This is a genomic window from Streptomyces sp. GESEQ-4, assembly GCF_017948455.1.
In the GTDB taxonomy this organism is placed as follows: Bacteria; Actinomycetota; Actinomycetes; order Streptomycetales; family Streptomycetaceae; genus Streptomyces.
Map to the genome: position 1 here is coordinate 23,252 of NZ_JAFFSU010000046.1, position 7,718 is coordinate 30,969.

Annotated in this window: 6 protein-coding genes; 3 read left to right on the forward strand and 3 right to left on the reverse strand. The window is 72.3% G+C overall.

Translation table 11 applies throughout. The features are described from left to right. The first annotated feature begins 138 nt into the window (after nucleotides 1-138). From rsgA to KCH48_RS40905, 3 genes are all read left to right on the forward strand, one after another. The gene (rsgA, locus tag KCH48_RS40895) at nucleotides 139-1,230 is read left to right on the forward strand and encodes a ribosome small subunit-dependent GTPase A (protein ID WP_210582716.1); all 1,092 of its coding nucleotides are present in this window, start codon (nucleotides 139-141) and stop codon (nucleotides 1,228-1,230) included. A gap of 68 nt (nucleotides 1,231-1,298) precedes the next feature. Continuing rightward, nucleotides 1,299-2,675 carry a DNA-3-methyladenine glycosylase 2 family protein gene (locus KCH48_RS40900; protein ID WP_210582724.1) on the forward strand — a complete coding sequence of 459 codons (1,377 nt, stop codon included), beginning with the start codon at nucleotides 1,299-1,301 and terminating at the stop codon, nucleotides 2,673-2,675. Further along, entirely contained in the window at nucleotides 2,672-3,151 is a 480-nt protein-coding gene (locus tag KCH48_RS40905; protein ID WP_210582717.1) for a methylated-DNA--[protein]-cysteine S-methyltransferase, read from the forward strand. The genes KCH48_RS40900 and KCH48_RS40905 overlap by 4 nt, the downstream gene beginning before the upstream one ends. A gap of 65 nt (nucleotides 3,152-3,216) precedes the next feature. Here KCH48_RS40905 and KCH48_RS40910 read toward each other — a convergent pair whose 3' ends face one another. From KCH48_RS40910 to KCH48_RS40920, 3 genes are all read right to left on the reverse strand, one after another. After that, nucleotides 3,217-3,588, reverse strand: coding sequence for a PPOX class F420-dependent oxidoreductase (locus tag KCH48_RS40910; protein ID WP_210582718.1), 372 nt, complete (start codon nucleotides 3,586-3,588; stop codon nucleotides 3,217-3,219). 31 nt (nucleotides 3,589-3,619) lie between these two features. Then, nucleotides 3,620-5,950 (reverse strand): glycoside hydrolase family 95-like protein, encoded by a 2,331-nt coding sequence (locus KCH48_RS40915; protein WP_210582719.1) that lies wholly within the window; start codon nucleotides 5,948-5,950, stop codon nucleotides 3,620-3,622. A gap of 164 nt (nucleotides 5,951-6,114) precedes the next feature. Further along, on the reverse strand, nucleotides 6,115-6,597 hold the full coding sequence (locus KCH48_RS40920) for a DUF456 domain-containing protein (protein ID WP_210582720.1): 483 nt from the start codon (nucleotides 6,595-6,597) through the stop codon (nucleotides 6,115-6,117). Nucleotides 6,598-7,718: the final 1,121 nt, after the last annotated feature.

Consider the following 7,718-nt stretch of genomic DNA (forward strand, 5'->3'; position numbering starts at 1 on the left):
GGGTGACTTGGCTTGGTTGGGAGGTGTGACCGATGGCTGTCTTCGTGATGGGCGCTGCCCGCATCCGGAAGTTCATCAAGTCCACCTCTGTGGCCGCCGGCTGACATCCTCCCGGGGCCGCCCTTCGAAGGGTCACCCTTGACTACCACCTCTGCTTTCTCCGCTCTCGCTCCCTACGGCTGGGACGAGGCGTGGGCGGACCAGTTCACCCCCTACGTGTCCGAAGGGCTGCTGCCCGGACGGGTGCTGAGGGTCGACCGCGGACAGTGCGACGTGTTCACCGCCGACGGGGTTGTGCGGGCCGACACCGCGTTCGTCACCCCGAACGATCCGCTGCGGGTCCTGTGCACCGGGGACTGGGCCGTGGTCGAACCCGCGGGCAACCCCCGTTACGTACGGACGTATCTGCCGCGCCGTACCGCCTTCGTGCGCTCCACCTCCTCCAAGCGGTCCGAGGGGCAGATCCTCGCGGCCAACGTCGACCTCGCGATCGTCGCCGTGTCCCTGGCCGTCGAGGTCGACCTCGGCCGGATCGAACGCTTCCTGGCCCTGGCCTGGGAGTCCGGCGCGCAGCCGGTCGTGGCGCTCACCAAGGCCGACCTGGTACCGGACGCGGCCACCCTCGCCCATCTCGTCCAGGACGTGGAGACCACGGCGCCCGGTGTGCCGGTGCTGCCGGTCAGCGCCGTCGACGGGGCCGGGCTCGATGTCCTCGCCGCGGTCGTCTCCGGTGGTACGTCCGTGCTGCTCGGGCAGTCCGGCGCGGGCAAGTCGACCCTCGCGAACGCGCTGCTCGGCGAGGACGTCATGGACGTACAGGCCACCCGGGACGCCGACGGCAAGGGCCGGCACACGACGACCACCCGCAATCTGCTGCTCATGCCCGGCGGCGGCGTCATGATCGACACGCCGGGGCTGCGGGGCGTCGGGCTCTGGGACGCCGAGACCGGTGTCGGGCAGGTCTTCTCCGAGATCGAGGAGCTGGCCGCGCGGTGCCGGTTCCACGACTGCGCCCACGAGGCCGAGCCCGGCTGCGCGGTGCTGGCCGCGATCGACTCCGGCGAGCTGCCGGTACGACGGCTGGAGAGCTACCGCAAGCTGCTGCGGGAGAACCAGCGGATCGTGGCCAAGACGGACGCGCGAGTCAGGGCGGAGATCCGCAAGGACTGGAAGCGGAAGGGGGCGCAGGGCCGAGCGGCGATGGAGGCGAAGCGGGGGCGGTGGCAGTAGCCCTCCCCACCCCCATGTCCGATTTCCGCCAGCCGCGGCGTCCCGTCTGGCGGAAACTGGGACACGTGATGGACGAAGACACCAGGTACGAAGCGGTGCGCAGCCGGGACGCCCGGTTCGACGGCGAGTTCTTCTTCGGCGTCGAGACGACCGGTATCTACTGCCGCCCGAGCTGCCCCGCCGTCACCCCCAAGCGCCGCAACGTCCGCTTCTTCACGACCGCCGCCGCCGCGCAGGGCTCGGGTTTCCGGGCCTGCCGGCGGTGTCGGCCGGACGCGGTGCCGGGGTCGGCCGAGTGGAACGTGCGCGCGGACGTCGTGGGCCGGGCCATGCGGCTGATCGGGGACGGCGTGGTCGACCGGGAGGGTGTCGCCGGGCTCGCCGCACGGCTGGGATACAGCGCGCGGCAGGTCCAGCGGCAGCTCACCGCCGAGCTCGGCGCCGGGCCGGTCGCCCTGGCCCGCGCCCAGCGCTCGCACACCGCACGCGTCCTGCTCCAGACCACCGCACTGCCGGTCACGGAGATCGCGTTCGCATCCGGGTTCGCCAGCGTCCGGCAGTTCAACGACACCATCAAGGCGGTCTACGCCTCGACGCCCACCGGGCTGAGGGGCGCCGCACCGAAGGGCCGTACGGCCACCCCGGCGGCCGGCGTGCCGCTACGGCTCGCGCACCGCGGCCCGTACCAGGCCGGTGCCGTCTTCGATCAGCTGGCGGACGACGCCGTCCCCGGCGTCGAGGACATCGGCGGACGCCGCGGGCGACGGACGTACCGCCGCACCCTCCGCCTCCCCTACGGCACCGGGATCGTCGCCGTCGAGGAGCGGCCGGGATCGCCGCGGCCCGGGTCCGGCGGCTGGCTGGATGCGCGGCTGCACCTCACCGACCTGCGCGATCTGACGACGGCCGTCCAGCGGCTGCGGCGGCTGTTCGACCTGGACGCCGATCCGTACGCCGTGGACGAGCGGCTCGGCGCCGACCCGCGGCTAGCCCCGCTGGTCGCCGCCCGGCCCGGACTGCGGTCGCCGGGCACCGCCGATCCGGAGGAACTGGCGGTACGGGCGCTGGTGGGGCGTACGGCGGCCGAGCAGCTCGTACGGCGCTACGGCAAGGCCCTCGACGCGCCCTGCGGCAGCCTCACCCACGTCTTCCCCGAGCCCGCGGTCCTCGCGGAGGCCGAGCCGGACGGTCCCCTGGGCGCGCTCACCGCCGCCCTCGCCGACGGCTCCGTACGACTGGACCCGGGGGCCGACCGGGACGACGCGCAGGACGCGCTGCTCGCCCTGCCCGGGATGGACGCCCGCACGGTGGCGATCATCCGCACCCGTGCCCTCGGCGACCCGGACGTGGCCGTGCCCGGCACGGACGTCCCCGACAGCTGGCGCCCATGGCGCTCCTACGCACTACAACACCTGCGTGCAGCAGGGGAGTTGGAGCAACGATGACGTACTGGACCAACCTCGACAGCCCTCTCGGCCCCCTTCTCCTCACCGCCGACACCGATGGCACGCTGACGTCCCTCTCCATGCCGGGGCAGAAGGGCGGCCGGACTGTCCAGGACGGATGGCGGTCCGACGCGGGGCCCTTCCGGGAGGCGGAGCGGCAACTCGCCGCGTACTTCGCCGGTGATCTGAAGGAGTTCCGGCTGCCGTTGCGCTCCGAAGGCACGGTATTTCGGGAGCGGGTGTGGGCCGCGCTTGACTCCGTGCCGTACGGCGCGACCGCGACGTATGGGGAGATCGCTGCGCGGATCGGGGCGTCTCGGGCTGCTGTGCGGGCGGTGGGTGGTGCGATCGGTGCGAATCCGTTGCTTGTGCTGCGTCCCTGTCATCGGGTGATCGGTGCGGATGGTTCTTTGACGGGGTATGCGGGGGGTCTTGAGCGGAAGGTGGAGCTGCTTGGGCTGGAAGGTGCGCTGTGAGGTTTTCTGCGGCGCCGTTGTGGCTGGTCGCGCAGTTCCCCGCGCCCCTTACGGGGCGCTGCAGGTCAGCCCTCTTCCAAGCCCCAGCTGTGGATCCTCCGCGGACGGATGCGGATGACTTCCTCGCTGAAGTGGGGGCCCAAGTCGTGGGGGCCGACCAGGAGTTCGGCTTCTCCGCGGATGTCGACGCCTCGGACCCGCCAGGGTCGGGCGCTGATCATGTCGTCGACGACCAGGGCGACCTTGGCGTTCTTCTGGAGGTTGCGCCACTTCTTGGTGGTGCCCATCGCCCGGCCGCCGATCAGGATCGTCCCGTCGTCCTGGGGGAAGATCCCGACCGGGTTGGCCTGCGGCTGGCCGTGCGGGTCGACGGTGGCCAGCCGTCCCAGCCGCTGGGTCTTCAGGTACGCGCGTTCGGTTTCGGTGAATTCCGCCATGGCAGCAGACAAGCATGTCGTACGTACCGGGTCAGCCGTCCATGCCGGGCAGCCCCCAGCGGGGCGCGTCCTCGTTGGGCCGTACGGGTGTGACGGTGAGGTCGGGCCGGTCGCCCCGGCGGGTGATCAGTGCCGACTCGCCCTTCCGGAGGGCGATGCGGATGGCGCCGTCACCGGCGTCCGTGTACCGCAGTGGGCGGCCGCGTCCGTCCCGTACCTCGATCGGTCCCGGGATGCCGTGCCGTACGACGCAGGGCGCGCCCGCCTCGCTGGCGAGCCGGACCCAGCGGGTGGCGCCGCCCTCGCGGACCGCCGACAGCAGGAAGGCTCCCTGCGTGCGGAAGTCGTGGACCGTCAGGTCGGCCCAGGCGGCCGGGAGGGCCGGGAAGACGCGGATGGTGCCGCCCCAGGACTGGCAGACCATGTCGTGCAGGGACTGGGCCGCCGACAGCGGGGTCTCGATGACCGGGCCGGACTCCTTGTACATGGTGTTGGGCTGGATGAAGCGGGTCATCAGCTCGCCGAGATATCTCAGCGCGTCCTCGCCCTTGCCGAGGAGTGCGGACATGGAGGCCGCGCCGGTGAAGGTGTAGCCCTGCAGGGCGCCTTCGAAGCCGACCCAGTGCGCCAACGACCTCTCGATCAGGGCCCGTTCGTCCGCCGTGCGGCCGGTCAGCTCGTACAGCGGGTAGACCGCGAGGAGATGCGAGTAGTGGCGGTGCGACTTCGCGTACGGGATGTCCGCGCCGATCATGAAGCCGTTCGCGTCGGTCGGGTACGGCGCCCGCTTGGCCAGTACCTCACGCCAGCGCGGTGCCAACTCGTCGTCGATGCCGAGCAGTTCGGCCGATTCCAGGAGGGTGCGGCAGCCCCAGGTGAGCAGCATCAGGTCGTAGTTGCAGTCGCGCGAGTTGCCGCCGTACTCCGGGGAGAAGGTGGCGGGGAGGTGCAGCTTGCCGTCCGGGCCCGGCTCCAGGAAGTGCAGGTAGTAGGTGATCGCCTTGCGGAGGAGGGGGTAGAGGACGTCGCGCAGGATGCGTTCGTCCATCGTGTGGCGGTAGCTGAGCCAGACGTTGTGGAGGGCCCAGGTGAGGTTGCCGACCTCGGGGGTCGGCGGGTCCTGGCCGGGGATGCCGACGCCGTAGCCGGTGAGGGTGCCCGCCGCGCCGTTGATCAGGTGGGGGTCGGTGGTGCGGGGGATGCCGAGGGAGTCGGCGCGGTACTGCGGGGCCATCTCCTTGGTGAGGTTGTCCCGGAACTCGCTCAACGCCCTGGTCACCGCGTCGAGTTCGAGGTGGTTGGCCCCGTGGATCAGCCAGTACTCCAGCTGCACGTTGAGGTTCCACCAGGTGTTGGGCCAGGGCGTCGACTCCAGCCAGGGGCCGCAGGTCGCCATCACAGGCGCGTCACGGCGGGCGGCGGACGCCGTCTTGTACAGCTGGATCCAGTAGAAGCGCTGGATGCGGGCGTCGGGGACGGAGAGGAAGCTCTTGCGGTAGAACGCGTGCCACCAGGCCCGGTGGGTCACCGCCAGCGCCGCGTACGGAAGCGCGGAGGCTTCGCGCACCGCCTTGAGCGCCCGGTCCAGCGCCGTGGCCCGCGGATACGAGTGCGCGACATGGACGTACAGCGTCCTGGTCTTCCCCCGGTCCCGCTCCCGCCACGCCGTCACATGCTGCCCGCCCGCCAGCAGCGGCTGTACGGCGGCCGAGACGCCGGCGTGGTCGGCGACCTCGGCGGGCGGGTTGCCCTGATAGCCGTCCGGGAGCGGCTTGAACGCGGCGCGCGGGCTGATCGCGTCCGCCGGATGGAACACCCAGCGGAAGCCGCGCTCGCCCGCGCTGGGCGTCACCTCCACGGCGAGCACCGAGCGGCTGGTGTGCACCAGGGCGCGGAGCGTGAGCGTGCCCCGGTCGGTGGTGAGGGTGCCGGTCAGCTCGGCGTCGCGCAGTCCGAGCCGCCAGTCCAGGCCGGTGATCGTGCCCACCGGCTCCAGGGTGAAGTGGCCGATCGGCAGCCGGGCCAGGCCGAACAGCGAGCCGAACTCGGGGCGGTGGTCCTGCACCTCGGAGTGCTGGACGTTGAAGCGGACGGCGCGGGTCTCGGCGCCCGGCTCGGCGTAGATGCCCGAGCCGAGGAAGCCGTTGCCCAGATACGGGCCCTCGTACCAGGTGGCGGGCATCCGCTGCCAGACCAGGTCCGCGTCGTCGAGGACGGTGCGCCAGGGGTCGGAGGTGTGGGCGTGGTCGTGGGTGTGGTCTTGATCTGCCGCGGTCGCTTGCGTCGGCAGACCCGTGGTGAGGAGCGCGCCGCTCAGGGCGGATCCGGTGGCGAGGACGGTTCGTCTGGACGGTTTCGGCATGGCGGTCACTCCCGGCGGCTCTGCGACTGTGCGGCGGCTGGCGGCTGTTGTGATTCATCGGAGCTATCCCGGAGTGCAACGTAGGGTTGGGGCGGCGGACCGTCAATATGGCGGGATAGACCCGATCAATCGAAAGCGGCGGAGATCGGCGGAGATCCAGGGCGTCAGCCCCAGAGCACCGCGCCCAGCCACGCCCCGGAGATCACCAGACACGTGAACAGCTCGGCCAGCACACTGGAGCCCCCGTTGCGCATCGCCGTACGCAAGGCCGCCCTCGCCTCACCGTGGCGGCCCAGCCGGAGGCGCTCGTAGAGGTAGATGCCGCCGATGAAGCCGGGGACGGCGCCGAGCACGGGGATCAGGATGAAGCCGAGGAACGCCCCCGCGCCGGCGTACACCCCCATCCGCGGTGTGGCTCCGCTCGCGCGCAGACGTCGGGGCGGCAGGGTCCAGCGGACCACCTGGGAGAGGAGCAGCGCGACGGTGGCCCCCACGAGCACCCACCAGGCGACGGGCTGCGGATCCTGCAGCGCCCACCACATGACCGCGGCCCACACGAGCCACGACCCCGGCACGCCGGGCACCAGCACTCCGCACAGGCCGAGCACGATGACCACGCCGACCAGCAGGAGGTCCAGGACTCCCATCTGTCCAGGGTGCCGGAGCGGAGGAGAAAGCGCAGGCCACGCCTACTGGGCCCGCAGATCACCACCGGCGCACATCACCCCGCGCCGACAGCGTGGCGACGGTGGCCGGAAAGCGGTGGGGAACCACACCGGCGCGACAGGGAAGCAGGTCACACTCAGGGTGCGGATGACGGATGCGAACGGCGATTCGGTCACCCAGATCGTGACCCGGTCCTACGACGTGCGCCCGCGCGTGCAGGGGATCGGCGGGCCGGGGTCACTGAGGCGTCGCCGGGCGGTTCTCCCGTGGGGGGTGGGATCGCCCGGCGACTTCCCGAGCGCCACGACCGGCGCCCGATTTTCCCGATGCCCCGTTTTCATCCGGCCCGTGCGGTGGACAATTGGGGGCATGAGCCAGCAGGGGGGAAGTCCCACCGGTCACGAGGACGACTGGTGGAGGCAGCTGTACGAGGACTCCACGGACGATACGGGCCCCACGGCCGCGCCCGACTCACTGGACGATCGGTTCGCTTCGGCGGCGGGGACGGTGGGGGAGGGGAGTACGTCGCCTTCGGCGGTGGAGGACGGGCACGCCGCCCCGACGCCGGGAGCGGGTCCCTCGCCGGGGCAGCCGCAGCCGACGCCGGGAGCGGGTCCTCCGCCGGGGCAGCCGACGTCGGGGAGCAGAGTGCCCCCGCCGCGTGCCGAGGCCGCACCCACAGAGGGCACAGGACGGCACCGCGCCCCCTGGGAAACCCCGCCCACCGCACCGGCGAGCTTCCCACCCGGCCCCATGCCCCCCGGCTTCACCGACGAGCCACCCTCGACGACCGGCGCCCCCCGCACCTCGACGGAGACCCCGGCGACGACGACTCCGACGTCACCGACACCGGATGCCGGCCCACCGCCCACCCCGAACGGCACGGAAAGCGACCCCGCGCCTCCCACCCGACCGGACCCGGCCACGGAACCCGCCCGCCACGGCACGGAGGCTCCTTCCGAGCCGCTTCCCACCCACCCGGCCGCTGAGCCCCCTTCGGCACCGCCGCCCACGCGCCTGGACGCCGAGGTCCCTTCCGCGCCTCCGTCCACCGGCCCGGCTGCCGAGCCCCCCTCCGCCCCCCCCCCCCCCCCCCCCCCCC

Coding starts and splice junctions, on each gene's coding strand:
- KCH48_RS40900 (WP_210582724.1), top strand. CDS start 1,299: ATGGACGAAGACACCAGGTACGAAGCGGTGCGCAGCCGGGACGCCCGG.
- KCH48_RS40905 (WP_210582717.1), top strand. CDS start 2,672: ATGACGTACTGGACCAACCTCGACAGCCCTCTCGGCCCCCTTCTCCTC.
- KCH48_RS40910 (WP_210582718.1), bottom strand. CDS start 3,588: ATGGCGGAATTCACCGAAACCGAACGCGCGTACCTGAAGACCCAGCGG.
- KCH48_RS40915 (WP_210582719.1), bottom strand. CDS start 5,950: ATGCCGAAACCGTCCAGACGAACCGTCCTCGCCACCGGATCCGCCCTG.
- KCH48_RS40920 (WP_210582720.1), bottom strand. CDS start 6,597: ATGGGAGTCCTGGACCTCCTGCTGGTCGGCGTGGTCATCGTGCTCGGC.